The sequence below is a fragment of the Nonomuraea sp. NPDC023979 genome (assembly GCF_040639085.1).
GTDB lineage: Bacteria > Actinomycetota > Actinomycetes > Streptosporangiales > Streptosporangiaceae > Nonomuraea > Nonomuraea ceibae.
Genome location: NZ_JBEZZG010000053.1, coordinates 1 through 24,378, shown reverse-complemented (window position 1 = coordinate 24,378; position 24,378 = coordinate 1). Strand labels below are relative to the sequence as shown.

Annotated in this window: 22 protein-coding genes; 11 read left to right on the top strand and 11 right to left on the bottom strand. The window is 73.1% G+C overall.

What is annotated here, in order from left to right; all coding sequences use genetic code 11:
• Positions 1-23: 23 nt before the first annotated feature.
• Positions 24-2,612 (top strand): hypothetical protein, encoded by a 2,589-nt coding sequence (locus AB0G11_RS46680; RefSeq protein WP_219509871.1) that lies wholly within the window; start codon positions 24-26, stop codon positions 2,610-2,612.
• Here the strand turns inward: AB0G11_RS46680 and AB0G11_RS46675 are convergent.
• Both AB0G11_RS46675 and AB0G11_RS46670 read right to left on the bottom strand, forming a co-directional pair.
• On the bottom strand, positions 2,593-3,765 hold the full coding sequence (locus AB0G11_RS46675; protein ID WP_246646012.1) for a hypothetical protein: 1,173 nt from the start codon (positions 3,763-3,765) through the stop codon (positions 2,593-2,595). The two genes, AB0G11_RS46680 and AB0G11_RS46675, sit on opposite strands and share 20 nt — an antisense overlap.
• Positions 3,766-3,821: 56 nt before the next feature.
• Positions 3,822-4,793, bottom strand: a complete 972-nt coding sequence (locus AB0G11_RS46670) for a peptidase (protein ID WP_219509870.1) — start codon at positions 4,791-4,793, stop codon at positions 3,822-3,824.
• A gap of 187 nt (positions 4,794-4,980) precedes the next feature.
• Here AB0G11_RS46670 and dxr point away from each other — a divergent pair, with 187 nt between their 5' ends.
• Genes dxr through AB0G11_RS46655 form a run of 3 tightly spaced genes read left to right on the top strand, consistent with a single transcriptional unit; the run spans position 4,981 to position 7,816 of the window.
• On the top strand, positions 4,981-6,171 hold the full coding sequence (gene dxr, locus AB0G11_RS46665; protein ID WP_308125987.1) for a 1-deoxy-D-xylulose-5-phosphate reductoisomerase: 1,191 nt from the start codon (positions 4,981-4,983) through the stop codon (positions 6,169-6,171).
• Between the two features lie 41 nt (positions 6,172-6,212).
• Complete coding sequence (ispG, locus tag AB0G11_RS46660; protein WP_219509868.1) at positions 6,213-7,382, top strand: flavodoxin-dependent (E)-4-hydroxy-3-methylbut-2-enyl-diphosphate synthase; 1,170 nt, start codon at positions 6,213-6,215, stop codon at positions 7,380-7,382.
• Complete coding sequence (locus tag AB0G11_RS46655) at positions 7,382-7,816, top strand: cytidine deaminase (RefSeq protein WP_219509867.1); 435 nt, start codon at positions 7,382-7,384, stop codon at positions 7,814-7,816. The genes ispG and AB0G11_RS46655 overlap by 1 nt, the downstream gene beginning before the upstream one ends.
• On the opposite strand, the gene AB0G11_RS46650 is transcribed toward AB0G11_RS46655, so the two are convergent.
• Positions 7,811-8,644, bottom strand: a complete 834-nt coding sequence (locus AB0G11_RS46650; RefSeq protein ID WP_219509866.1) for a MarR family transcriptional regulator — start codon at positions 8,642-8,644, stop codon at positions 7,811-7,813. The genes AB0G11_RS46655 and AB0G11_RS46650 overlap by 6 nt on opposite strands.
• Before the next feature lie 103 nt (positions 8,645-8,747).
• On the opposite strand from AB0G11_RS46650, the gene AB0G11_RS46645 reads away from it, so the two are divergent.
• From AB0G11_RS46645 to AB0G11_RS46635, 3 genes are all read left to right on the top strand, one after another.
• Positions 8,748-9,392, top strand: a complete 645-nt coding sequence (locus tag AB0G11_RS46645; protein ID WP_357593562.1) for a hemerythrin domain-containing protein — start codon at positions 8,748-8,750, stop codon at positions 9,390-9,392.
• A 94-nt stretch (positions 9,393-9,486) separates the two neighbouring features.
• Positions 9,487-11,064, top strand: coding sequence for an alpha/beta hydrolase (locus AB0G11_RS46640; RefSeq protein WP_308125986.1), 1,578 nt, complete (start codon positions 9,487-9,489; stop codon positions 11,062-11,064).
• Positions 11,065-11,100: 36 nt separating this feature from the next.
• Positions 11,101-11,943, top strand: coding sequence for a GNAT family N-acetyltransferase (locus AB0G11_RS46635; RefSeq protein WP_219509891.1), 843 nt, complete (start codon positions 11,101-11,103; stop codon positions 11,941-11,943).
• Here AB0G11_RS46635 and AB0G11_RS46630 read toward each other — a convergent pair.
• The gene (locus AB0G11_RS46630; RefSeq protein WP_219509864.1) at positions 11,924-12,232 is read right to left on the bottom strand and encodes a hypothetical protein; all 309 of its coding nucleotides are present in this window, start codon (positions 12,230-12,232) and stop codon (positions 11,924-11,926) included. The two genes, AB0G11_RS46635 and AB0G11_RS46630, sit on opposite strands and share 20 nt — an antisense overlap.
• A gap of 64 nt (positions 12,233-12,296) precedes the next feature.
• On the opposite strand from AB0G11_RS46630, the gene AB0G11_RS46625 reads away from it, so the two are divergent.
• On the top strand, positions 12,297-12,683 hold the full coding sequence (locus AB0G11_RS46625; protein WP_357593560.1) for a GntR family transcriptional regulator: 387 nt from the start codon (positions 12,297-12,299) through the stop codon (positions 12,681-12,683).
• Positions 12,684-12,687: 4 nt separating this feature from the next.
• Here the strand turns inward: AB0G11_RS46625 and AB0G11_RS46620 are convergent, their stop codons facing one another.
• Positions 12,688-13,065, bottom strand: a complete 378-nt coding sequence (locus AB0G11_RS46620) for a DUF3037 domain-containing protein (RefSeq protein WP_219509860.1) — start codon at positions 13,063-13,065, stop codon at positions 12,688-12,690.
• Positions 13,062-13,865 (bottom strand): HipA family kinase, encoded by an 804-nt coding sequence (locus AB0G11_RS46615; RefSeq protein ID WP_219509858.1) that lies wholly within the window; start codon positions 13,863-13,865, stop codon positions 13,062-13,064. Before AB0G11_RS46615 ends, AB0G11_RS46620 begins: the two co-directional genes overlap by 4 nt.
• Positions 13,866-14,020: 155 nt before the next feature.
• Between AB0G11_RS46615 and AB0G11_RS46610 the strand changes: the two genes are divergently transcribed.
• Both AB0G11_RS46610 and AB0G11_RS46605 read left to right on the top strand, forming a co-directional pair.
• The gene (locus AB0G11_RS46610) at positions 14,021-15,796 is read left to right on the top strand and encodes a serine/threonine-protein kinase (protein ID WP_357593558.1); all 1,776 of its coding nucleotides are present in this window, start codon (positions 14,021-14,023) and stop codon (positions 15,794-15,796) included.
• A gap of 107 nt (positions 15,797-15,903) precedes the next feature.
• Positions 15,904-17,859: a PASTA domain-containing protein gene (locus AB0G11_RS46605; protein ID WP_357593556.1), complete on the top strand. Its 1,956-nt coding sequence runs from the start codon at positions 15,904-15,906 to the stop codon at positions 17,857-17,859.
• Positions 17,860-17,871: 12 nt separating this feature from the next.
• Here AB0G11_RS46605 and AB0G11_RS46600 read toward each other — a convergent pair whose 3' ends face one another.
• The 5 genes from AB0G11_RS46600 to AB0G11_RS46580 are packed head-to-tail and all read right to left on the bottom strand — an operon-like array spanning position 17,872 to position 23,084.
• Positions 17,872-18,846: a hypothetical protein gene (locus AB0G11_RS46600; protein ID WP_219509852.1), complete on the bottom strand. Its 975-nt coding sequence runs from the start codon at positions 18,844-18,846 to the stop codon at positions 17,872-17,874.
• 54 nt (positions 18,847-18,900) lie between these two features.
• Positions 18,901-19,707, bottom strand: coding sequence for a carbohydrate ABC transporter permease (locus tag AB0G11_RS46595; RefSeq protein WP_219509850.1), 807 nt, complete (start codon positions 19,705-19,707; stop codon positions 18,901-18,903).
• A complete protein-coding gene (locus AB0G11_RS46590) occupies positions 19,697-20,608 on the bottom strand; it encodes a sugar ABC transporter permease (RefSeq protein ID WP_357593554.1) in 912 nt (303 codons plus the stop codon). Before AB0G11_RS46590 ends, AB0G11_RS46595 begins: the two co-directional genes overlap by 11 nt.
• Entirely contained in the window at positions 20,608-21,858 is a 1,251-nt protein-coding gene (locus AB0G11_RS46585) for an ABC transporter substrate-binding protein (RefSeq protein WP_357593552.1), read from the bottom strand. The genes AB0G11_RS46590 and AB0G11_RS46585 overlap by 1 nt, the downstream gene beginning before the upstream one ends.
• Positions 21,855-23,084 carry a Gfo/Idh/MocA family oxidoreductase gene (locus AB0G11_RS46580; RefSeq protein ID WP_219509847.1) on the bottom strand — a complete coding sequence of 410 codons (1,230 nt, stop codon included), beginning with the start codon at positions 23,082-23,084 and terminating at the stop codon, positions 21,855-21,857. The genes AB0G11_RS46585 and AB0G11_RS46580 overlap by 4 nt, the downstream gene beginning before the upstream one ends.
• 99 nt (positions 23,085-23,183) lie before the next feature.
• On the opposite strand from AB0G11_RS46580, the gene AB0G11_RS46575 reads away from it, so the two are divergent.
• On the top strand, positions 23,184-24,281 hold the full coding sequence (locus tag AB0G11_RS46575; RefSeq protein WP_219509846.1) for an ROK family transcriptional regulator: 1,098 nt from the start codon (positions 23,184-23,186) through the stop codon (positions 24,279-24,281).
• The last annotated feature ends 97 nt before the right edge of the window (positions 24,282-24,378 follow it).

The following is a 24,378-nucleotide window of genomic DNA, read 5'->3' as shown; positions in this document are numbered from 1 at the left end:
CCCATCCAAGGCGGCGATGCTGCATGGGGGACAAATACCGGTACATCGATGCTGTCCGATTACTCGGCGGCGCTGATCCGGCGCTCGAAGCGCTGGTCAGCACCGGAACCGTCGCGCTCCTGCCCGTCGCGGGGGTGATGGAGGCCCGTGGGGCCCTGGTCAAACTCGGGGCCGAGCTGCTGGGACGCTGGCGCGAATGGCGTCCCGGCAGCACCTGGCGCTCCCGTACCGACAGGTTCGAGGCCGCGCACGCCGTGCTCGTCGTCACCGCCTACGTCGAGGCCGTCGACACGCTCGACCTGCCGTTCGCGCCCGGCGAGCTGCACGCGGGCGAGGCCGGCGGGCGGCACTACTGGGAGCTGGCCGCGCCGCTTTGCCCCTCGCCGCACACCTCCTTCGACGAGACCGTGGCCGTCGTGCGCGGCTACTACCTCGGGCTCGGCCAGCAGTTGCTCGCCCACGTCAGGGAGCTGGGCCTGTGGGAGCGGCTCGGCGACCACGACCGGCAGTGGACCGCCGCCGCCTACGGGGACGAGCTGGCCGAGATGGCCGTGCTCCGCTACACCGACCGCTTCCGCACGCTGGCGAGGGACGTGCCGGAGTTCGCGTTCTGGGCGGGCATCGCCGACCACCAGCCGAGCCTGCCCGGCATGGCCGAGCTGGAGCGGCTCATCTCGCTCGTCGCCACCGGCGAGCCGCTGCCCGAGCGGGCCGCCGCGCTCGACCGGCTGCACCAGGCGGCGCTCGTCCGGCCCATCGCCGAGACCGGCGCCCTGCCGATCGGCCTGCGGCTGCCGACGCTCGCGCAGGCGTACGTGACCCCGCAGTTCAGGGCGGCGCGGATCGCGCCCGGCGACGACCCGAGCGGCGACGCCTGGTGGGAGGGGCACCCGATCCGCTCCGACCTGCCCGTGTTCCTGGCCGGGTTCCTGACCTCGTCGGCGGCGGCCGAGGCGCCCCTCCTCGTGCTCGGCCAGCCCGGCTCCGGCAAGTCGGTGCTGAGCAAGGTGCTCGCCGCCCGCCTGCGCGACGCGCCGTTCCTGCCGATACGGGTGCCGCTGCGTGAAGTGTCGGCCGGAGCGGGCATCCAGGAGCAGATCGAGGAGGCCGTCCACCACCTGAGCGGCGAACGCCAGGACTGGCCGGCCATCGCCAGGTCGGCCGGCGGCGCGCTGCCCGTGATCATCCTGGACGGGTTCGACGAGCTGCTCCAGGCCACGGGCGTGCGCCAGTCGGACTACCTGATGAAGGTCGCCAGGTTCCAGCACGAGGAGGCCGACGCCGGGCGGGCCGTCGCCGTCGTCGTCACCTCGCGCACCGCCGTCGCCAACCGTGCCGGGCTGCCCGAGGGCACCGTGGTCACCCGGCTGGAGGCGTTCGGCCCCGACGCCACCCGGCGCTGGCTCGAGGTGTGGAACGCCGTAAACGCCGACTACTTCCCGGCCGCCGGGCTGGAGCCGTTCACCCTGGACGTGGCCATGACCCAGCGGCACCTGGCGGGCTCACCGCTGCTGCTGCTCATGCTGGCCTTCTACGACGCCGACGGCAACGCGCTGCGCCGCGAACCGGGCACCCTCGGGCAGGCCGAGCTGTACGAGCGGCTGATGACCCGCTACGCCGAACGCGCGCTGGAGAAGCTCCACCCGCGCGAGCAGGTGGCCAGGCAGGTGGAGCTGGAGCTGCTGCGGCTGTCGTTCGTCGCCTCCTCCATGTTCAACCGGGGACGGCAGTGGGCCACGGTCGAGGAGGTCGACGCCGACCTGGAGGTGCTGCTGCCCGAACGGCGGCGCGAGCCCGCGCCGGTCCGGCGGCACGGCGGCGGGCACGAGGCCGTGGCCAGGTCCTTCTTCGTGCACCGCGCCCAGGTCGTGCGCGACGGCGAGGTGCTGCACACCTTCGAGTTCCTGCACGCGACGTTCGGCGAGTTCCTCATCGCCAGGCTCGTCGCCTCGCTGCTGCGCGAGCTGGTCGCCCAGGAGTCGAGCCTGGTGCTCACCGGCGTGCACGACGGGCTGCTGCGCACCGTGCTGTCCTGGGCGACGCTGGCCTCACGGCTGCCCGTGGTCTCGTTCCTCCAGGAGCTGGCCGACGACCCCGACCGGTGGCGGGCGGTGGTGCTGCGGCTGTTCCGGGAGCTGGACGCGCGCGAGGACTCCGCCATCGCCGCCTACCGGCCGTGGATCGCCGGGCCGCAGCGCCGATACGCCTACTACTCGGCCAACCTCATGGTGCTCGCCCTCGTGTGCGCCCCCGAGCTGCGGGCCAGCGAGTTCATGCCCGGACACGAGGACGTGGTGACCGAGTGGCGCAGCTACGCTCTGCTGTGGCGCTCGCAGTGCGCGCTCGCCGAATGGCAGAGCTTGGTGGACCTGGTCGCCGTGCGCCCGGTCTGGTCGCAGGACGACCTGCGGGAGCTGCACCTGAAGCTGTCGCTGCCCGACCTGTGGGAGCCCGCGCCGTACAGCTGGTCGTGGGCCGGGATGGACAAGCTCCTGACGATCGCGCAGCTCCGTCGCCAGATCATGTTCTCGGCCCTGCCCGACGAGGGCGCGCTGCTCGCCCTCTACGTCGACGACCTGCGCCGCCCGGAGGTCAGGCGCGCTCCGCCGTGAGGAACAGCTTCCTGGCCGCCTCGCCCAGGAACGGGCCGTACATGGTGCGCTGGTCGTTGCTGTACTTGAAGCTGCTCAGGGACGTGATCGTGCCCTTGCCGGTGGCGCTGTCGAACCCCGACATCCACGGCCCGCCGCTGGAGCCCGCCGTCATGTCGCAGCCCAGCCCCTGGTCGTGGGTGTCGCCGTAGGGGTCGTCACGCAGCTTGCCGGCGCAGTAGACCAGGTGGCTGCCGTCGTAGGGCGGGTCGGCCGGGTAGCCGAAGCCGAACGCGTGGCCGCCGCGCTTGGCGTTGAAGGCGATCTCCTGCGTGCCCACGACGTCGGCGACGTGCTTGCCGCCGGACGTGGCCAGCGCCACCATGCCGACGTCGTAGCTGTCGTCGGCGCTGCGCGACCACGGGCCCGCCACGAACATGCGGCGGGCCGTCCACTGCCCGTACGGCTTGCGGCCCGAGGTGCCGTAGGCGGGGACGAACGTCCAGTTCTGCGCCCAGGCGCCGGTGCCGTCCTTGACGCAGTGGCCGGCGGTGAGGACGACGTCGCGGTTGGCGCTGCGCACGGTGCTGGCCGAGCAGACGAAGTCGACGCCCGACATGGTGAGGAAGACCCGGCCGGTGGTCCTGGCCACCGCGCCGCCGACGGCCCACCGGGAGCCGGAGGTGGTGGCCAGCGGGCGGGACGACTGGTGCTGCGGGCGCGGCTTGACGGGGGCCAGCTCGATCGAGCGGTTGGCCAGCTGGGGCGCGGCGCCGAGGCCCGTGCCCCCGGTCAGGCCGTTGAGCGTGCCGGTGAGCTTGCTGGAGCTGGTGAGGTCGGTGAGGTCCTTCTTCAGCTCCGTCACGCCGAGGCCCTTGGTCCCGCCGGACTCCTTGGCGTCGGTGAGGCCGCCCAGCAGGCCGCCCTGGGTGACCAGGCCGAGCAGGCTGATCGGCAGCGCCTTGGACATGCGCTGCGGGGTCCAGTAGTCGAGCACCCGGCGCTGGTCGGCCGGGCTGCGGGCGGCGACGTGCTCGACGATGTCGCCGTGCGCCGCGGCGGGGACGGCGACCTGGCGGCCGGGGTGCTGCTCGGGGGCGGCGCCGATCAGCGCGGGCCCCAGGAGTCCGGCGACCAGGGGCGCGGCCGCCAGCACGGGGGTGGTCAGCGTCATGCCCCCCGAGTGTGCACCACGAGATGTGTTCTTGTGACTACTTTCGGTAAATTACCTCAGGTCGTGGCGGTGTTCTGGGCGGCCTCGTAGACGGATTGGGCTTCCGTCCCGAAATAGGGGCCGAACATCCAATTGGGGGCAAAGCTGTATTTGAAGCTGTTGACCGAGTTCTGCGTGCCGAGACCGGTCGCCTCGTTGAAATTCAGCATCCACGGACCGCCGCTCGCACCGCCGGTCATGTCGCACGTCAGGCCGAGGTCCTGGCTCAGCAGGAAGTCGTCGAAGGCCCGGCCGCTGCAGTAGACGAGCGCGGACCCGTCGTACGGCGCCGCCGCCGGGTAGCCGAACGCGTACATCTGCCGGCGCCTGGGCTGGTTGAACGCGACGCCCTGGCCGCCCACCACGTCGGTCAGCGAGCGCCCCTCCAGGGGCGCGACCACGGCGGCGGCGACGTCGAAGTTGATGTCCTCGGTGGCGTTCCACTCCTGGGTGGTCAGCAGCCGGGTGGCCGGCCAGGTGCCGAACGGCCGCTGCCCGGCGTCGTAGCCCGGGACGAAGACCCAGTTCGTGTGGAAGGCGCCGCCCATCTTCACGCAGTGCCCGGCGGTCAGCACGACGCTCTTGTTGGCGCTGGTCACGGCGCTGCCCGAGCAGGAGGCGTTGCGCCCCTGGGTGGTGAAGAACACCCGGCCGGCGGCCTTGGCGACCACGCCGCCGCCGGTCCACGGGCGGCCGCCGCTGTTGGGCGCCTGCCGCAGCTGCACGCCGGAGGCGCCGGTGGGCGGGGCGGTCCACGGGGCGCCCTCGGTCGGCTTGCCGGCGGTGGCGGCGGCCTTGGCGTGCGGCGCTGCCACGTCGAGCGGCCGGGCCGCGGCCATCCTGGCCGGTGTCCAGTAGTCGAGGACGGCCTGCCGCTCGCGGTCGGAGTCGGCCGCCGCCCGTTGCGCGGGCCTGGGCTCCGCGTGCGCGGGCGCGGCCGGGAGCAGGGCGAGGGTCAAAGCGGCGAGCAGGGTGACTCCGCGGTGCATTTTTCTACCTCCCGGGACCGGATCTCGGGTTGGAAGGTAACTGCGCAATATCGCGATTTCTCGGCTTATGCGGATTCGGATATGGGGATATTCCGGCATTTGCGTACTGGGTGCTCTGGGGTCACTCCGGTTGACCACCTGGGCCTCCCGGTGCCCGCGCGGGCCGGGCGGAGGGGACAATGGATCCGTGCATGAACAGTCCCTCCGCTCCGTGGTCGTGCTCGGCTCCACCGGCTCCGTCGGCACGCAGGCCCTCGACGTCATCGCCGCCTGCCCCGGCCGCTTCCGGGTCGCGGCGCTCGCCGCAGGAGGAGGCAAGGTCGACCTCCTCGCCCGGCAGGCCGCCGAGACCGGGGCGGAGGCCGTCGCCGTGGCCGACCCCGCCGCCGTGCCCGCCCTGAAGGAGGCGCTGGCCGCGCTCGGCGCCGCCCCCGAGGTGCTCGCCGGCCCCGACGGCGTCGCGGAGCTCGCCGCCCGGCCGTGCGACACCGTGCTCAACGGCATCAACGGCGCGCTCGGCCTCACCTCCACGCTCGTCGCGCTGGAGGCCGGGCGCACGCTCGCGCTGGCCAACAAGGAGTCGCTGATCATCGGCGGCCCGCTGGTCAAGCGGCTGGCCAAGCCCGGCCAGATCCTGCCCGTCGACTCCGAGCACTCCGCCCTGCAGCAGTGCCTGTGGGCCTCCGGGCCGCACGGCTACGACCCCGACGCGGTCAGGCGGCTGGTCGTCACCGCGAGCGGCGGGCCGTTCCGCGGCCGGACCCGCGCGGAGATGACCGACGTCACTCCCGAGATGGCGCTGGCCCACCCCACCTGGTCCATGGGCCCGATGATCACCATCAACTCGGCGACCCTGGTCAACAAGGGCCTGGAGGTGATCGAGGCCCACCTGCTGTTCGACATCGGCTTCGACCGCATCGAGGTCGTCGTCCACCCGCAGTCGATCATCCACTCCATGGTGGAGTACGTCGACGGCTCGACCATCGCCCAGGCCAGCCCGCCCGACATGCGGCTGCCGATCGCGCTCGCGCTCGGCCACCCCGAGCGCGTCACCGGCGCCGCCCGGCCCGTCGACTGGACCAGGGCCCACACCTGGACCTTCGAGCCGCTCGACGACGCCGCCTTCCCCGCCGTGGCGCTGGCCAGGCACGTGGGCGCCGAGGGCGGCACCGCCCCGGCCGTCTACAACGCGGCCAACGAGGCGTGCCTGGAGGCGTTCATCGGCGGCCGGCTGCCGTTCCTGGCGATCGTCGACACCGTCGCCCGCGTCGTGGACGAGCACGAGGTCACCCCGGCCGGCTCGGTCGAGGAGGTGCTCGCCGCCGACGCCTGGGCCCGCGCCCGCGCGGCGGAGCTCGCGGCCGGGCAGTCCCGCTAGCTACCTAAACTGGACAACGTCGTCGACACTCAAGGGTTGAAATGTCTTCTGTAGCACTCGGCATCCCGACGCTCCGCCCCAAGCCGCTCGCCGAACGCCGCCACTCCCGGCAGATCATGGTCGGCAGCGTGCCCGTCGGCGGCGACGCACCCGTCTCCGTGCAGTCGATGACCACCACGGTGACCGCCGACGTCAACGCGACCCTGCAGCAGATCGCCGAGCTCACCGCCTCCGGCTGCCAGATCGTCCGCGTCGCCGTGCCGTCCCAGGACGACGCCGACGCGCTGCCGATCATCGCCAGGAAGTCGCAGATCCCGGTCATCGCCGACATCCACTTCCAGCCCAAGTACGTCTTCGCCGCCATCGAGGCGGGCTGCGCGGCCGTCCGGGTCAACCCGGGCAACATCAAGAAGTTCGACGACAAGGTCGGCGAGATCGCCAAGGCCGCGGCCGACCACGGCGTGCCGATCCGCATCGGCGTCAACGCCGGCTCCCTCGACCCCCGGCTGCTGCAGAAGTACGGCAAGGCCACGCCCGAGGCGCTGGTGGAGTCGGCGCTGTGGGAGTGCTCGCTGTTCGAGGAGCACGGCTTCCGCGACATCAAGATCTCGGTCAAGCACAACGACCCCGTCGTCATGATCAACGCCTACCGGCTGCTGGCCGCCAAGTGCGACTACCCGCTGCACCTGGGCGTCACCGAGGCCGGGCCGGCCTTCCAGGGCACGATCAAGTCCGCCGTCGCGTTCGGCGCGCTGCTGGCCGAGGGCATCGGCGACACCATCCGCGTCTCCCTGTCGGCGCCGCCGGTCGAGGAGGTCAAGGTCGGCAACCAGATCCTGGAGTCGCTCGGCCTGCGCGAGCGCGGCCTGGAGATCGTCTCCTGCCCGTCGTGCGGCCGCGCCCAGGTCGACGTCTACACGCTGGCCGAGCAGGTCCAGGCCGGGCTGGAGGGCCTGAAGGTGCCGCTGCGGGTCGCGGTCATGGGCTGCGTCGTCAACGGCCCCGGCGAGGCCCGCGAGGCCGACCTGGGCGTCGCCTCCGGCAACGGCAAGGGCCAGATCTTCGTCAAGGGCGAGGTCATCAAGACCGTGCCGGAGTCGCAGATCGTCGAGACCCTGATCGAGGAGGCGCTGCGCCTGGCCGAGGAGATGGGCGTCGAGGTCGACCTGGACGACGACGAGAGCTCGGGCGTGCAGGTGACGGTCGGCTGATGCGGCTCGACCAGCAGCTCGTCGACGCGGCCGTCGCCCAGCTCGAACGCCGGTGGCCGGCCGGCGAGGAGGGCGGCGCCGCCGCTGTTTACCTCGACGACGGCCGCATCCTCACCAGCGTCGGGCTCGACAACCTCAACGGCGGCGTGTCGCTGTGCCACGAGACCGGCGCGCTGTGCCAGGCCTACACGCTCGACGCGAAGGTCACCGCCTCCGTCTGCGTCTTCCGGGAGGGCGACGCGCTGCTCGTGCTGCCGCCCTGCGGCGTCTGCCAGGAGCGGCTGGCGCTGTGGGGGCCCGGCGTCGAGGTCGGCGTGCCCGACGGGGCAGGCGGCTGGCGCGCGCTCACGCTGCGCGAGGTCAACCCCCACTACTGGGGGCCGCAGTTCACCCCCGACGGCTCCTGGCCCACCAAGGAGATGCACTCCTCATGACGTGAGGAGCTTGCCGAGCAGCGCTCGCAGCTCCTCTGTCGCCTCCGTGCCGAGCAGGGCGCGGACGTCCTCGCGCAGCCGCGCCGCCGCGTCGCGCACCACGACCAGCCGTTCGCGGCCCAGGGGCGTCAGCTCCAGCGCGTAGCGGCGGCGGTCGCGCGGGTCCTGGCCCCGGGCCACCAGGCCGAGCCGCACCAGCTCGTCGACGATCTGGGCGGCCGTCGGCTCGGAGACGTGCATGCGCTCGGCGAGCGCCTGCTGGGGGCAGGGGCCGAGCTCCTCGATCGCGGCGAGCGAGCCGAAGTGCCGGGTGCGCAGGCCCACGTCGGCCAGCAGCGCGTCGCCCATACGCCGCAGCCGGTAGTGCGCCTGCGCCACCAGGTAGGCGGTCGTCCGCAGCGGCTCCGGCTCCGGGAGCAGCAGGCTCAGGAGCTCGTCGAGCCGCCGCCGCTCGGCCGGGGTCAGCGCGGCCGTGATGCGCGCGTCGTGCTCGGCGACCGCCTGCCGCATCGCGTCGCGGGCCGCCCGGCCCTCGGGGGTGATCGACAGCACGTACGAGCGCCGGTTGGCGGGGTTGCGCGTGCGGGTCACGTACCCGGAGTCCTGGAGCCGGTCGATCAGGCGGACCATGATCGTCCTGTTGATGCCGAGCCGTTCCGCGAGGTCGTGCTGGGAGCCGGCGTCCTGGTCGGCGAGCGTGTCGAGGACCACGTAGTCGCGCGAGGCCGGGTCGGCGTCCAGCGCCTCGGCGGTGAAGCGCGCATACACCCTGCGCAGCAGCGCTCCGACGGAGCCGCGCAGCGTCTCCGAGAGAGTCCCTTCCGTCACCGATCACACCTCCGGGCGGCAGCTTACCCGAGACCTGTGATGGTTAGGTGGAGTGTTAGTTAGCTTGTTGACGATTAATCTGTGGATGGTTATGGTCGCTGACATGGCACTCGACTTCACGATGATGAACGCGATGCACGACGCGCTGCGGCGGGAGCTGGAACGGCTCGCCAGGGTCGCCGCCCGGGCGGGGGACGAGCCCCGCCGGGTCCTCGCCGCCGGGGCGGGGTGGTCGCTGTTCAAGAGGTTCCTGACCGTCCACCACACCGCCGAGGACGAGGCGCTGTGGCCCCCCATGCGCGCCGCGCTCGCCGCACGCCCCGACGACCTCCTGCTGCTCGACGCCATGGAGGCCGAGCACGCCGCCATCGACCCGCTGCTCGGCGCCGTGGACGCCGCGCTGGCCGACCGCGACCACGGCGCCGAGCGGCTGGCCGGCCTGATCGACGAGCTCGCCACCGGCCTGCGCGGCCACCTGCGCCACGAGGAGGCCGACGGGCTCGCCCTCGTCGACGCGGTGCTGACCGCCGAGCAGTGGGCCGGGTTCGGCGCGGCGCACCGCCGCAGGATCGGCCACGACGACACCACCTACCTGCCGTGGGTCCTCGACGGGCGCGCCGACGAGGCCGCCGCGAGCATCCTCGACGGCATGCCCGACGAGATTCGCGCTGCCTACCGCGACGACTGGCGGCCCGCCTTCGACCGCCTCGACCTCTACGCCCAGGAGCGATCACTCACCACGGAGTGATCACAGGATGGCAAGTATTTCTCCATACCCACCGTCACCGGGCGGCTACGTACGGGAGCATTCCCTTCGCCTATGAAGTGGGGGAGGGGACCGGGTGAAACGGTTCGTGGGGTTGGTCGCCGGTGCGGCGACGCTGGTCGTCGGGGTGGCGCCGGTCGCGGTGACCGCCGAGGTGCGGCAGGCCGCCGCCGCCGACAGGGTCAGATGGGAGAAGTGCCCGGCCGCCGAGCGCAAGACGGCCGCGGCGGCCACGATGGAGTGCGGCACCGTACGCGTGCCGCTCGACTACCGGGAGCCGTGGGGACAGTCGATCCAGCTGTCGATCAACCGGATCAAGGCCAAGGTGCCGCGTGACGGCAACCACCTGGGCACGCTGCTCGTCAACCCGGGCGGGCCGGGGGCGTCCGGGCGGACCCTCGCGCAGTACGTCGCCGCCGTGCTGCCCGCCGGCGTGCGCGACCGCTACGACGTGGTCGGCTTCGACCCGCGCGGCGTCGGCGCCAGCCGGCCGGCGATGCGCTGCGTCGACCCGGAGACCTACTACCGGGCGCCCCGGCCCGACGCGGTGCCCCGCACCGCCGCCGAGGAGCAGGTGCTGCTCGGCCGGGCCGCCGAGTACGCCAACCGGTGCGGCGACTTCTGGTCGTGGCTGCTGCCCCACATGACCACCGAGAACGTGGCCAGGGACCTCGACGGCATCCGCGCCGCGCTCGGCGAGAAGCAGATCAGCTACCTCGGCTACTCCTACGGCACCTACATCGGCGCCGTGTACGCCACGCTGTTCCCCAGCCGGGTCAAGCGCCTCGTCATGGACAGCTCGGTCGACCCCGACGGCGTCTGGTACGCCAACAACCTGGCCCAGGATCGCGCCTTCCAGCGCAGGCACCGCGCCTTCCTCGACTGGACGGCCCGGCACAACTCGGTCTACCGGCTCGGCCGCACCGCCCGGCAGACCGGGTTCGCCTGGAACGCGATGCGCGCCCGGCTGCACGACCGGCCGGCGGGCGGGGTGGTCGGGGCCAGCGAGCTCGACGACACCTTCACCGTGGGCGGCTACAGCGACCGCGTGTGGCCCGAGCTCGCCGCCGCCTGGTCGGCGTACGTGCGCAAGGGCGACACCAAGCCGCTGCTCGCCGCGTACGAGAAGCACGGCAAGAACGACGCCGCCGACGAGAACGGCTACGCCGTCTACCTGGCCATCCAGTGCCGCGACGCCGCCTGGCCGCGCGACTGGGCCACCTGGCATGCCGACATGACCCGGATGCACCGCCACGCGCCGTTCCTGACCTGGCCGAACGCCTGGTTCAACGCGCCGTGCAAGTTCTGGCCGGTGCCCGGCGGCACCCCCGTCAAGGTGCACGGCTCGTGGCGGCTGCCGCCGGTCCTGATGATCCAGTCGCGCGACGACGCCGCCACCCCGTACGCGGGCGCGATGTCGATGAAGCGGCACTTCGCCACCGCGCGCATGGTCGTCGACACCGGCGGCAACCACGGCGTCTCGCTGGGCGGCAACCAGTGCGTCGACCGCCACCTCGCCGCGTACCTGGCCGACGGCACCCTGCCCGCCGACGGGGCCACCTGCCGGGCCGTGCCGGAGCCCCGTCCGGCCGCCCACATGCTGTCAGGCGGGACGGGAGGTCACGAAAGGCTCACCGAGGCGCTGTCCAGATGAGCTAATCCAGGGGTGTTCGCGTAGTCTGACCATGTGATGCTGCGTACATCGGCGTCGCGTGTCCTCGACGACAGCGACCGGGACGAGGTGCTCGCGCTGCTCGACACCGACCCGGTCGCGAACGTCTTCGTCGCCTCCCGGGTGCGCAGCGTCGGGCTCAACCCGGCGCGGCTCGGCGGGCAGATGTGGGGCTTCGGGCCGCGCGGCGCCATCGCCTCGCTCTGCTATGCCGGAGCCAACCTGGTGCCGGTCGCCGCCGGGCCCGAGGCGGTGCACGCGTTCGCCGACCGGGCACGCAAGCAGGGGCGGCGCTGCTCGTCCATCGTGGGCCCGGTCGACGCGGTGTCGCTGCTGTGGGAGCGGCTGGAGCCGCACTGGGGCCCGGCCCGCGCCATCCGCTGGGCCCAGCCCGTCATGGCGACCTCGCAGCGGCCCCCCGTGCTGTCCGACCCGCTGGTGCGGCGGGTGCGGCCCGACGAGTTCGAGACGCTGCTGCCGGCGTGCGTCGCGATGTTCACCGAGGAGGTGGGCATCTCGCCCAACCTCGGCGACGGCGGCGCCCTCTACCGCACCCGGGTGGCCGAGCTGATCCGCATCGGCCGCTCCTACGCCCGCATCGAGAACGGCCGGGTGGCGTTCAAGGCCGAGATCGGCGCCGTCACTCCGCAGGCGTGCCAGATCCAGGGCGTCTGGGTGCACCCCGAGCTGCGCGGCCGCGGTCTCGCCGTGGCGGGCATGGCCGCCGTCGTCGAAGCCTCCCTCGCCTGCTTCGCGCCCGTCGTCTCGCTGTACGTCAACGACTACAACCACGCGGCGCGGGCCGTCTACCGCAAGGTCGGCTTCCGCGAGGTCGACACGTTCATGTCCGTGCTGTTCTGAGCCGCGCCGCCGTCTCCTCGACGAGCTGGGTGAGGATCGACGCGTAACCGGGGCACTCGTCGAGCAGCTCGTCCAGCCGAGCCCGCCAGGCGCCCGATTCGAGCAGCGGCGTCACCTTCCGCCCGTCGGACTGCAGCCGTAGCCGCGTCTCGGCGAGCTGGAGCTCGTACATCACGCCCAGATAGCGGCCGATCGCCTCGCTGAGCCACCAGTAGGTCTCCGTGCCGGCCGCGGCCACGAAGACGCGCGCGCCCTCCCAGGCCACCCGCCGGGGATGCAGGACCGCCATAAACGGGATGCTACGCCTCGTCTCAGGATACGAGAATGGTCTTGCGCGGAAGGAAGGGAAGATCGTGCCGGAGCCGAGAGCGACGTGGAAGGTCGGGGTGGACGTCTACGCCACCGAGGAGCAGGCCAGGGAGCTGCAGAAGCGGATCGAGCTGCTGCTCTGCCCCGAGCCCGAGCACGCCGGGCCGTGCCCCGTCCCGTGGTCGTCGTGGCGCCATCCGGGCGGCGGCGACGGCGGCGACGGCGGCCTCGCCGAGCAGTACGTGCTGGAGCGCCTGCGCGAGCGCGTCGTGACCGGCGGCGAGACCCGGCTGCCGTCCCGCCCCGCCCTGCGGAAGGAGTACGGGGTCGGCCGGGCGGCCGTGGACCGGGCGATCCGCAAACTGGAGGAGGCCGGGCTGGTCGAGACCGTCAGGGGGCGCGGCACGTTCGCCGTGCGCCGGCCCGCCTGACCCCTCAGAGGCGGACGAGCTTGCCGAACAGCCGGTCGAGCTCGGCCTCCGGATCGCCCGTGAGTCCCGCGTGCACCGGGCCGGTCTGCACGATCGTGCTGCGCGGCGCCGTCAGCCAGCGGAACCGCCCGCCCAGCGACTCGCGCGCCAGCGGGCCCGAGTCCTCGCCGCACGCCAGCTCGTACGCGCCCAGCGCCTGCTCGACGCAGCCCACGTCGGCGGCCGGGTCGAGCGCGCGCAGCCGGGCCGCGTCGAGCTCGACGCGGGCGCACAGGTAGGCGCGCGGCTGGCAGTAGAGGAGCACGCCGGCGTTGATCTGCTCGCCGCGCTCCACCCTCGGCACCACGCGGATGATCGCGTACTCGTAGACGTCCCTGGTCACGCGCGGCCTCCTCGCCAGAACTCGCCGACCGAGCCGGGGCCGGGGCGGACCGTCGCGGGCTCGCCGCGCACCAGCCACGCGCGCGGGCCGTGCGCGCGCTGGAGCAGATGCTCCACGTACGCGTCGCGGACGGCCTGCGCGGAGGCGAAGCCGGGCTCGTCGTCGAGCCAGTCGTCGGGCACCAGGGCGGTCACCGCTTCGAGCAGGTCACGGGTGACGCGCTCGTGCAGGGCGACCCGGCCGAGGTCGCCCGCGAACGGCGCCAGCACGTGGTCACCGGCGTCGAACGGGCGCTGCGGGTCGGCGCCCTTCCAGTTGTGGTGGAACCAGAGCGCGGCGCCGTGGTCGATGAGCCAGATGTCGCGGTGCCAGAGCAGCAGGTTGGGGTTGCGCCAGCTCCGGTCGACGTTGTGGATCAGGCCGTCGAACCAGATCAGGTCGGCGGCGAACGCCGGATCGGGCTGCCAGGCAAGCGGCTCGAAGCCGAGCGCGCCCGGCAGGAAGTCGACCGCCAGGTTGCGGCCGGTGCTGGCGTTGAGCAGGTCCTGCACCTCTTCGTCCGGCTCGCGGACGCCGAGCTGCGGGTCGAGGTCGATGACCTTCAGCTCGGGGGTGCGGAAGCCGAGGCGGCGGGCCAGCTCGCCGGAGATGATCTCCGCGACGAGCACCCGGCGGCCCTGGCCTGCTTCACGAAATTTCACGACATAGGTGCCGAGGTCGTCGGCCTCGACCACCCCCGGCAGCGAGCCGCCCTCGCGCAGCGGCGTCACGTAACGCGTCGCCGCGATCTCTTCCAGCACGCCCCCGAGGCTATCGCGCCCCGTGGGATGCCCTGTGGCAGCCCGTGGCAGCCCGTGGCAGCCCGTGGCAGCCCCGACGCCCCGGGCTTCCCGATTGTGAGGCGGCTCAGGGCGAGTACGCGAGGCTTATCTCACCCCTGTCATAATGGCGGGCTATGTCCGAGCTCCGTGCCGATGATCCGCGCCGGCTGGGCGCGTACCGGATCTCCGGGCGGCTCGGCCAGGGCGGCCAGGGCGTCGTCTATCTCGGCCACTCCGGCGACGGGACCAAGGTGGCCGTCAAACTGCTGCACGCCAGCCTGTCGGCCGACCCGGTGGTGCGCCGCCGGTTCCTGGCCGAGGTCGAGGCGCTGCGCCGCGTCGCGCCCTTCTGCACCGCCCAGCTCCTCGACGCCGACCTCGAAGGCGACCAGCCCTACCTCGTCAGCGAGTACGTTGACGGCGTCTCCCTCCGCGAGCACGTCCTCACCGCCGGGCCGCGCACCGGCGGTTCCCTGCACCGCCTGGCCATCGGCACCGCCACCGCCCTGGTCGCCATCCACCGGGCCGGCGTCGTGCACCGCGACTTCAAGCCCGGCAACGTGCTGCTCAGCCTCGACGGGCCCCGCGTGATCGACTTCGGCGTCTCCCGGCTCGCCGACGGCACCGCCACCACCGGCATCATCCCCATGGGCACGCCCGCCTACCTGGCGCCCGAGCGCATCGAGGGCCTGCCCGCCGGGCCCGCCGCCGACCTGTACGCCTGGGCGCTCACCGTCGCCTACACCGCCACCGGCCGCCACGCCTTCGCCGGCGGGACCCACCAGGAGGTGCTGGCCAGGATCCTGTACGGGCGGCCCGACCTGGGGAACCTGTCCGGACGGCTCCGTGGCATCGTGGACGCCTGCCTCGCCCGCGACCCGGCCGACCGGCCCGGCGCCGAGGAGGTGCTGGGGCTGCTGCTCGGCCAGGACCTGACCGGCGGCGACGTGCTCACCACCGGCGCGATGGCCGCCGTCGACCCGGGGGTGCGTCCGGAGCCGGACGGGAAGACCCTCGAATGGCAGATGCCCGACGACACGACGGACCCGGGCACGGGACCGACCCTGGGGTCGGGTGGCGGGCCGCTGACGGGGCCGGCTTCGGGGTCGGGTGGTGGGTCGCTGACGGGGTCGGCCCTGAGGCCGGCCGGCGGGGCGTTGTCGGGGGCGCAGGTGACGGAGGGCGGGCGCACGCCGGGCGGGCGGAGCCGGCGGGGGGCCGGGCGCAGCGCGCTGGCCGCTCTGGTCGATCCCACCGCGCCGCTGCCCGGGGTCGCTCCTTCGGGGGCCGCGTCCGGGGCCTCCTCGGGGGGCTTTGCGCGCGATGGCGGCGGGCCGGGCGGACATGCGGCCGGGGACGCCGCGTCGGGCGGTCTCGCGCTGGGTGGGTCCGCGTCGGGTGGGGCTGCCTCAGGTGGGTTCGTGCGGGGGGACGGATCGGGCGGCTCGTCCGCCGGTGGTTCCGGGTCCGCCGGGGGGTTCCCGGCTGTGGGGAGGCGGGGGCGGAAGGGGCGCTGGCCGCGGTGGGGGATCGGCGTGGCCGCCGTGGTGCTCGCCGCCGTCGCCGGGGTCACGTACTGGATGGGGATGGACGGCGCGACCCCCGTGGACGGGACCTGGACCGGGTCGGCGCGGCACCCGACGGCCGGCCGGGTGTTCCCCGTGGAGATCAGGCTGGACGGCGAGCGCGAGTCGCGCATGCGCTGGGGCGCGGACCTGCACTGCACCGGGGAGCTCAGCCCGACCTCGCGCGGCCTGGTGTTCACGCTGGGCGACGTCGCCGGGAAGGAGTGCCACCCCGGCACCCTCCACCTGCTGCCCACCTCCGACGCCGACCGGATGGGCATCTCGGTCATCCGCCAGGGACAGCATGATGTGACGTATTCGGGCACGGTCTCGCGCACTCCGTGAGCCGGAGTGTCACGGTCAGGCGGCGATGGCGCGGTCACCGTTGACTCCCCGGCACCGGTTGCCTTCAGTGGAAGGGAAACAGGGGTGGCGGCGAGGGGAGGCTACCCGTGCCGACGGCGCAGCCCCTCAGAACGGGGGACCCGCGCACACTCGGCCCCTACGCGCTGGCCGGGAGGCTGGGCGAGGGCGGCCAGGGTGTGGTGTACCTCGGGACGAGGGACGACGACACCTACGCGGTCAAGCTGCTGCACGGCCCCGTGGGGGACGAGCGGGCGGCGTTCCTGCGTGAGGTGGAGCTGGCCAAGCACGTGGCCAGGTTCTGCACGGCCCAGGTGGTCGACGCCGGGTTCGACGAGGGCAGGGCGTACATCGTCAGCGAGTACGTCGACGGGCCGTCGCTGGCCCGCGAGGTCATGCTCACCGGGCCGCGGCGCGGCGGGGCGCTCGAACGGCTCGCGGTCGGCACCGCCACCGCCATCGCCGCCATCCACCGGGCCGGGATCGTGCACCGCGACTTCAAGCCGCAGAACGTGCTGCTGGGCTCCGACGGCCCGCGCGTGATCGACTTCGGTCTCGCCAGGGCGCTGGACGCGGCCGCCACCGTGAGCGGGCGGGGCGTCGGCACCCCCGCGTACATGGCGCCCGAGCAGATCACCGCGTCGGCGGTCACGGGGGCGGCGGACGTGTTCTCGTGGGGGGCGACGATGTGCTTCGCCGCCAACGGGGCCGCGCCGTTCGGGCAGGACTCGGTGGCGCCGGTGCTGCACCGCATCCTCACCGCGCCGCCCGAGCTGGGGCTGCTCGACGGGCAGCTCCGCGTGCTCGTCGCCGCCTGTCTCGACAAGGACGCGCGTAACCGGCCCAGCAGCAGGGACCTCCTGCTGGCGCTGCTGGGGGACTCCGGAGGGCTGCCCGATTCGGTCCTCCGGTCGCCGCCGGCCCACGTCCTGAGCGCCTCGGGCGTGGCCGTCCCGGCGCCCCGTACGGACATCTCGGGACCTGAAGGACCGGAAGGACCTGGACCCACGGGAGGGAGCGTCGCCCGGTCGAGGCCCTTGGCCGAGCCGGAGGCCACGGGCGCGGCCTCCGGCTACCGGCTGCCTGCCACCCCGGATGCCCCTGCGCCGTCCGGTGGCGGGCGGCGGGCGGCGCGGCGGGCCGGGGTGGCGGTGGCGGGCGCCCTGGTGGTGAGTGTGGCGATTCTCGGGATGCTGCTGGGGCCGGCGCTCAGCCGGGACGACCGGATGCCGCAGGGCGGCGGCGCGGCGGGGCCGGGTGCGACGGCGGCGACCGTGTCGCCGGTGGAGGAGGCCACGCCGCCGGAGGACGAGGGGCGGCGCGGCCCGGGGGAGCCGGATCCGCCGGTGGCGAAGCCGGCGCGGGTGCCGGTGCCGCCGCTGGCGGGGTTGAGCCGGGCGGCGGCGGTGCGGGCGCTCCAGCGGGCCGGGCTGGTGGCGGGCCAGGTGTCGCTGGTGGACTCGGGGCGGAAGATCGGCCTGGTGCTCGGGAGCCGGCCCGGGGCGGGCGTCGCCGTGGAGAAGGGGGCCGCGGTGTCGCTGCGGGTGTCGGCGGGGGTGTCGGTGCCGGCGCTCGCCGGGATGGGCCGCGAGGCCGCGGAGGCGGCGGTGGCCGGTGCGGGGCTGGCGGTGGGGCCGGTGATGAGGAAGTGCGGGCCGGAGCCGGACGGCCGGGTGCTGTCCACCTCGCCGGAGGCGGGCAGCCGGGTCGCGGGCGGTACGCCGGTGGCTCTTACCGTGTCGCGGCGGGGCGTCGAGGTGCCGTCGGTGATCGGCCGGTCGCGGGAGGACGCGGCCGGCACGCTGCGCGGGGCCGGGTTCGAGGTCACGGTGCAGGGCCAGGTCGTGGCGGACGAGTCGCAGGTGAACCTGGCCATCGCGCAGTCGCTGGAGGCGGGCGGGTGCGCCAGGAAGGGGGCGGCGGTGGTGGTCACGGTGGGGCTGGCGCCGCAGTCGGGCCCGGACCCGTCCGAGCCGACCGGCAAGCCGACCGGCAAGCCGGCCGACAAGCCGACGGCCGCCCCCGGGGCCCGGGCGAAGCCCTGAACCCGGGCGGGGTCAGCGGCCGTCGCCGGTGATGATGCCGGTGTAGGAGGCGATCACCTTGACCTGCGCGGGTTCGTCGCTCTTCGGCGGGATGTGGGCCGCCACCTGGAGCAGGTCCGTGACGTTCATGTACGTGTAGAACTTGCCCTTGATGAGGCCGTTGTCCTTCTGGAACACGTAGTTGCGCTGCGGCCCCTGGCGCACGTCGTAGCGCCGGGCGCGCTGGAAGGTGGTGAAGACGAGGGCGCCGCCGTCGGCGGTGCGCAGAGCGTACGAGGGGTAGCGCGACGCGGGCCGGACCACCTCCTTGAGCTTGGCGTACGGGGCCATGTTGCGGCGGTTCCTGGCGGCGGAGGTGGTGAGCTCGTCGGCGGCGAAGCGGGTGGAGCTCCTGCCGCCGAGGTGGGCGGCGTAGCTCTTGGCGAAGTCGGCGGGTGACATGAGCAGCCCGGTCGCGTCGGCCGGCTTCACCTCGGCGGCGGGGGTGGCGAGCTCGGGGGCGCCGCCGATGCCGGAGAAGACGTCGGGCGCGTACACCTGGCGCCAGCCGTCCGCCTCCTTGGTGAACAGCAGGTACGTGGGGGTGTCGGCGGTCTTCGTCCGGCCCTTCCACAGGGCGGTGGTCAGGAACCAGGTGGGCGTGGGCGCGTGGAAGGCAGGCCGGGTGTAGCCGAAGGGCACGTACTCGGTCGTCCTGGAGAGGGCGCGGCTGGAGGCGTAGGCGGCGCGGTCGATGGCGTAGCTGGAGCCGGCCTCGTATGCGGCGAGCAGTTCGTCGCTCCTGGCCTTGTTGGCGGCGTTGTTGCGCTTGACGTAGTCGTCGAGGACGGCGGCGGCCTCCTGGGGGGAGACCACGGCCGCCGGGGCGGCGGACGGGGAGGGGGGCTGCTGACGGGCGGGCCGGTCGGGGCCGGGCAGTCCGGAGCAGCCCGCGACCAGGCAGGCCGCCAGGACGCCGCCGATGACCGTTCCGTGCCGCCGCCGCATGCCCCGCACCTCCACAACCGACTTAACAGAAAGAAGTGGACAAAGGTAGCAGAGTCACTTGAGGGCCCCGGCGGTGAGCCCGGAGACGATGCGGCGCTGGAAGAACAGCACCATGAGCACCAGCGGGATCGTGACCAGCACGCCCGCGGCCATCTGGGTGCCGAACGGCGTGTCGAACTTGGCCGCCCCGGTGAACTGCGCGATGCGTACGGTGGCCGTCTGGACGTCCTGGTCGTTGACCATCGTGACCGCGATGATGAACTCGTTCCAGGTGGCGATGAAGGCCAGGATGGCCGTGGTGAAGATGCCCGGCGCGGCCAGCGGCACCATGACCCGGCGGAAGGCGGCGAACGGCGTGCAGCCGTCGATCATCGCGGCCTGCTCCAGATCGTAGGGGAGCTGCCGGAAGAACGTGGTCAGGTTCCAGATGGTCAGCGGCAGCGCGAACGACATCGACGGCACGATCATCGCCTGGTAGCTGTTGATCCAGCCGATCGAGGTGAACAGCTTGAGCAGCGGCACGATGAGCAGCGCCCCGGGGAACATGGAGACCGCGATGACCAGGGCCAGGATCACGTTCTTGCCCCGGAAGCGCAGCCGGGCCAGGGCGTAGGCGGCCAGCGTGCCGATGACGAGCGTGACCGCGGTCGTGGTGCCGGCGACGACGAGGCTGTTGACCAGCGACCGGCCGAACCCCATGCCCTCGGCGAAGACCGCGTCGTAGCTCTCCAGCGACCACGGGCTGGGAAGTGGCGAAATTTCGTAAATGTCGGAGGTGCGGCGGAAGCTCGACACCACCATCCAGTAGAACGGCACCAGGCAGTACAGCGCGATGCCGATCATCCCGGCCCTACCCCACATCGCGGGCCTCCTTCCGCCGCTGCCGCACGTCGCTCAGCAGGTCGGCCCCCAGCAGCTTGACGAACACGAACGCGATCACCGCGATGTAGACGAACAGCGCGGTCCCGTACGCCGAGGCGGGCCCGTAGTGCACCCGGGTGGCCTCGTCCCAGATCAGCCCCGACAGCGTCTCGACCGAGTGCTTGCGCGGCCCGACGAGCACGTACGGCAGGTCGAACACCCGCAGCGCGTCCATCAGCCGGAACAGCACGGCCACCAGCAGCGCGGGCTTGACCAGCGGCAGCGTGATCCGGCGGAACCGCTGCCCGGCCGAGGCGCCGTCCACCCGCGCGGCCTCGTACACCTCCGACGGGATGATCTGCAGCCCGGCCAGCACGAGCAGGCCGACGAACGGCGCGGTCTTCCAGACGTCGGCGACGACCACGGCGAGCTTGGCCCACGGGCCGTCGGCCGTCCACAGGATCTCGGTGCCGAGCAGCGCGTTCGCCACGCCGTCGGCCTGGAAGATCCACTTCCACATGAGGCCGGCGACCGCGGTCGGCACCGCCCACGGGATGAGGATGCTGGCCCGCAGGATGGCCCGGCCGCGGAAGGCGCGCTGCATGACCAGCGCCATCGCGACGCCGAGCACCACCTCCAGGCCGACCGTGACCACGGTGAACAGCGTCGTGTTGAGCGCCGCGTTCAGGAAGCGCTCACCCGCGACGCCGGCGTAGTTGGCCAGGCCGGCGAACCGCTCGCCCTCCACCACGAAGCCGTCCGCGTCCAGCGTCTGCCCGCTGGTGTAGAACGACTCGCGCATCGCCGCCACCAGCGGGTAGAACACCACCAGCGCCAGCACGATCATCGTGGGGGAGAGCATCGCGGCCGCCAGCCACGACTGCCCGCGCGGCCTGCTCATCACGGCTGGAGCAGCGGGCCGAGCGCCGCCTGCAGCTCGGTCATGGCCTGGTCGACGGGCTTGGCGCCGGTCACGACGGCGTAGGCCGACTCCTGGATGGCGGCGGTCACGTCACCGTAGCGGACCGCGCTCGGGCGCGGCTTGGCGGCCAGGATGCCCTCCTTGAGCGCCGGCAGATACGGATACTTCTTGATCAGCTCCGGGTCGTCGTAGACGGCGGCCGTGGCCACCGGCATCGAGCTGGACAGCGCGAACGCCCGCATCTGCTCGGCGCTGGTCATGAACGCGACGAAGTCCCTGGCCGTCTGCTTGTTCTTGGAGAAGGACGACACGGCCAGGTTGTTGCCGCCGAGCGTGCCCGCGCCCGGCCCGTCCAGCCCGGGGATCGGCGCCACGTCCGTCTTGCCGGCGACCTTGCTGGACCCGTCGGTCTTCTGCGCGGCCTCGTAGCCGTAGGCCCAGTTGCGATAGAAGAGCAGCTTGCCGTCCTGGAAGGCGACCCGTCCCTCTTCCTCCTTGTACGTGATCGCCTCCTTCGGCATCATCCCGCTCTTGAACCCGTCGGCCAGGAACTGGGCGGCCTTCTTGGCGCCGTCACCGGTGACCTGCGGCTTGCCGGAGGCGTCGACCAGCTCGCCGCCCGCGGAGTGCACGGCCTCGGAGAAGTTGACGGTCAGGCCCTCGTACTTGTCGAACTGGCCGCCGTAACAGGCCATGCCCTTCTGCTCGGGCAGGACCTCGTCGCAGATCCGCCTCATCTCGTCCCACGTCTTCGGCGGCTTCTTGACCAGGTCCGTCCGGTAGTAGAGGAGCCCGGTGCCGGTGAACATCGGCATCGCGTACAGCTTGCCGCGGTACTTGCCGGTCTCGACCGTGGGCGGCAGGAACGCCGAGGTGTCCAGCTTGAGCTCGTCGATCCACCGGTTGGCGGCGAACTCGCTGGTCCACACCGCGTCGATGAGGATCACGTCCCCGGTGTCGGACTTGGTCTGGGCGCTCTGGACGAGCTTCCTGCGCTGCTCGTCGGCGGCCTCGGGCAGCAGCACCACGGTCGCCTTCTCGTCCGGGTGCGCGGCGTTCCAGGCGTCGACGATCTTCTGGACCGACTCGGCCTCGAACTTGCCGCCGACGAACGTGATCGGCCCGCGCCCGTCGCCGCCGCCCTGCGCGGCCGGTTCCGGGTCGGACGAGCCGCAGGCCACGAGGCTCGCGCCGAGCGCCAGCAGGGCCGTGATCTGCCGTGTTCTCATGTGGGGGTTCCTTCCAGCGTGACGGTCTCGCCGTCGAGCCGCGACCTCTCGGCGGCCCAGGCGATGAGGTGGCTGTGCAGGCTCTCGCCCGGCGACGACAGGATCGGCGTGCGGTCCCTGCTCGACACGGCGGCGAGGAACGCCCTGACCAGGCCCTCGTCGCCGCCGCCGTGCCCGCCGGCGGCGGTGCCGTCGCCGGTGGCCCGGGTGTCGACGGTCTCGGCGCGGCCGGTGACGAAGTCGTGCACGGTCAGCAGTTCGCCGTCGCCCTCGATCGAGCCCCGGGTGCCGAAGATCCGGGTCTGCCGGTGCGCGGCCGGGGTGAAACCGGTCATGGTGAACGAGGCGGTCGCGCCGCCCTCGAACTCCATGTTCACGACCTGGTGGTCGACCACGTCGTTGTCGCAGTCGTAGACGCACCTGCCGTACGGGCCGGTCCGCAGCGCCTCCAGGACCCCCTGTTCGGAGACGTCGTCGGTGAGCACCGACAGCGGCCAGCGGTCCTGCCCGGCCAGCGGCAGGTAGATGCGCCGGGCCGAGTACGGGCAGCCGGGCTCGGCCGGGCAGTCGAGGCAGCGCGCGGTCGCCCCGGCGGGCCGGTTCTCCGGGCGGAAGTGCTTGAGCCCGCCGAACGACGACACCCTGCGCACCTGCCTGCCGGTCAGGTGCACCAGCCAGTCCAGGTCGTGGCAGGACTTGGCCAGCAGCATGAACGTGGACTCGTCGGCCCGGCGCCAGTTGCCGCGCACGTACGAGTGGGCCTGGTGCCACCAGCCGACCGGCTCCAGGTGCTGGACGCTGACGATCTCGCCGATACGCCCGGCGTCGAGCAGCGCCTTGAGCGCCCGGGTGTAGGGCGTGTAGCGCAGCACGTGGCAGACCGCGAAGATCGCCTCGGAGCGTTCGGCCGCCGCGACGATGGCCCGGCAGTCGTCCTCGGAGACCGCCATCGGCTTCTCCAGCAGGATGTCGTAGCCCAGCTCGGCGAAGCGCACCGCGGGCTCGACGTGGTCGCGGTCCTGGGTGGCGATGATGACCGCGTCGGCCTGGCGCGGCAGCGCCGCCAGCTCGCGCCAGTCCCCGTACGGCGCGGCGCCGGGGAACCTGTCGCGCCGGCTCGCCACGGGGTCCGCCACCGCGACCACCCGTGCCAGGCCCGAGTCGACGGCGTGGCGGGCGTACGCGCTCCCCCGCGAACCCGCGCCGACGACGGCGAGAGTCACCATGTGCGCCTCCACATATGTAACCGATTAACGTATGTCGGCCGATGCTAGGATCCGGGCTCATACTCGTCAATAGGAAACTTATGGAAAGAGGTCTCGTAAGTGACCGACCTCCGGCCGGGTGACGCGTCGCTGGTGCGCAAGGTCAACACCCAGGTGACGCTGCGCGCGCTGCGCCGGGAGGGCGTGGCCACGCTGACCCAGCTCGGCCGCATCACCGGGCTGTCCCGGCAGACCGTGGAGGCGGTGCTCGACGAGCTGGGGGAGCGCGGCTGGGTCCGGGAGGTGCCGCCCGACGGGGGCGTGATGGGCCGGCCCGCCCGGCGCTTCGGCTTCCGCGCCGACGCCGGCCACGTCGTGGGCGTGGACGTGAGCGGCGACCGGGTCGTGGTCACGCTGGCCGACCTCAACGGCGAGGTCGTCGCCTGCGAGCGCGTCCCCGTCGCCGCCGGCGCGCCCGCCCCCGAACGCCTCGACGTGGCCCGCCGCGCCTGCCTGGCCTGCGTGGACGGCGCCGGCGTGGCCCGCACCCGGGTGTGGGCGCTGGCGGCGGGCACCTCCGGCATCGTCGACCGCTCGGGCCGGGTGTCGCTGTCGCTCACGCTGCCCGGCTGGACCGGCGTCGACCTGGCGGGCATCGCCGGGCGCTGGTTCGGCTGCACCGCGCTGGCCGCCAACGACGCGAACCTGGCCGCGCTCGCCGAGCACTGGCGCGGCAGCGCCCAGCACGCCTCCGACGTCGTCTACATCCTGGCCGGGCACCGGCTTGGCGCGGGCATCCTGATCGGTGGCAGGCTGCACCCCGGCCGCTCCGGCGCCGCCGGTGAGATCGGCACGCTGCGCCAGGTCGGCTGGGAGGAGGCCGCGACCTCCCTGGTCAAGGAGGGCAGCGCCGAGGAGGTGTTCGCGGGGGCGGTGGCCGGTGACCGGGCCGCGCTGCGCGCCGTCGACCGCTACGCCGAGAACCTGGCGATCGGCGCCTCGGCGCTCGTGCTGGCCGTGGACCCCGACCTGCTGGTGATCGGCGGCGCCTACTCCCAGGCCGGGGACGTGCTGCTGGCGCCGCTCCGCCGCCACCTGGCCGAGCTGTGCCTGAGCGGGCCCGAGGTGGTGACCTCCACGTTCGGCGACGACGGCGTGGCCCTGGGCGCGGTGCGGCTCGCGCTCGACCGGGTCGAACGCGACGTGCTCGGGCTCTAGCCGCAACGCCGTTCAGTTAAGGGAGAGGGCTGTTCGTCAAGACCGGTGAACAAAGCAGCGGAGCCGCTGTAGAAGAGGTCTGTCACTCCAAGACATC